1 protein-coding gene is annotated in these 1451 nt (G+C 79.0%); it reads right to left on the bottom strand.

The window, feature by feature from the left end:
- On the bottom strand, positions 1–1109 hold a 1109-nt coding region (locus ABD317_RS36855; protein ID WP_344296419.1), incomplete at its 3' end, for an AfsR/SARP family transcriptional regulator.
- Between the last annotated feature and the right edge of the window lie 342 nt (positions 1110–1451).

The raw sequence follows: 1451 nt of genomic DNA, 5'->3' as shown, positions 1-1451 counted from the left end.
GCCGTCTCGGCCCGTACGCCGAGGGCCGCGGCCACCACCTCCGCCGCCTTGTCGGCGTCGGGCGCGCGGCCGCCGCCCCGGCTCCCGTCCGGGGCGCCGTCCGGGTCCGCCGTACCGGGCCGCGGCGGCGTCAGCGCCGACAGCTCCACCAGCCACACCCCGTCCGGGAACGACCCCGGCAGCCCCCGGGCCGTCTCCAGCGCCAGCCGGGTCTTGCCCACCCCGCCCGGGCCGGTCAGCGTCACCAGCCGGCCCGCCGACAGCAGTTCCCGTACGGCGGCCACCGCCTCGGCGCGGCCGATCAGCTCCCCGTGCGCCGCCGGCAGGTTGCCCCGTACCGCCGCCTGGTGCTCCGGCGGGCCGAGCGCCGGGTCCTGCTCCAGGATCGCCTGGTGCAGCGCGACCAGCTGCGGTCCCGGGTCCAGGCCCAGCTCCTCCGCGAGCTGCGCGCGCAGCTGCCCGTAGCTCGCCAGCGCCTCGCTCTGCCGCCCCGCCCGGTACAGCGCGCGCAACTGCGCGGCGCGCAGCCGCTCGCGCAGCGGGTGGCGGGCGACGAGGTCGCCGAGCTCGTCGGCGAGGAGCGCGTGTTCACCCAGGTCGAGCCGGGCCTCGGCCTGCTCTTCGAGGGCCGTCAGGCGCAGCTCGTCGAGCCGCGCGATCTCCGCCCGCGCGAACTCCTCGTCGGCGAAGTCCGCCAGCACCTCGCCCCGCCACAGCGCGAGCGCGTCCGCGAGCAGCGCCGCGCGCTCCCGGGGGCCGTCGGCGCGGCGGGCCGCGGCGGTCAGGGCCGCGAAGCGGCCGGTGTCGGTGGCCTCGGGGGCGACGTCCAGCAGGTACCCCGGGGGGCGGGAGACGACGAGCGCGCGGGCGCCGGGCTCGGCGTCCTCCAGCGCGCGGCGCAGCTGGGAGACGCGGGTCTGCAGGGCGCCGGCCGGGTTCGCCGGCGGGGCGTCGCCCCACAGGTCGTCCACGAGCCGGTCGGCGGGCACGGCGCGGCCGGCGTGGACGAGCAGGTCGGCGAGGAGGCTGCGGACCTTCACCTCCGGCACGCGGACCGCCTGGCCGTCGGCCGTCCACACCGCCAGCGGACCGAGCACACCGAAGCGCATCCGTTCACCGTAACCCAGTCCGCCGACACCCCCGCGCGGCGCTTCGTGCCCTGCTCAGGCCCGTACCGGAAGCCGACCCGCAGCGGGCCGGAAGCGGATCCGAAGGAGACCTGGAGCGCTCTGCCGGAACGTGGTCCACGTCGTCGCGAACGAGCGGGAGGAGGCCCCTGGATCGCGGGGCGGCGGGCCTGCCTGGAGGTGGACCTCATCGACCTCGCGGCGGCCTGCCTGCCGGAGCCGTGCCCCGGTGTGCTGCCCGGTGCCGCGCCGGTGCCGCCCGCCGTGCGGGAGCTGCGGCCGTGGCTGGCCGCCGCCGACGGGTTCGTCGTCGTGGCGCCGGCC

The sequence above is a fragment of the Streptomyces synnematoformans genome, assembly GCF_039531005.1.
GTDB classification, from domain to species: domain Bacteria; phylum Actinomycetota; class Actinomycetes; order Streptomycetales; family Streptomycetaceae; genus Streptomyces; species Streptomyces synnematoformans.
Note: the sequence above shows the minus strand (reverse complement) of the source record. Positions and strands in the feature narration are given on the sequence as shown.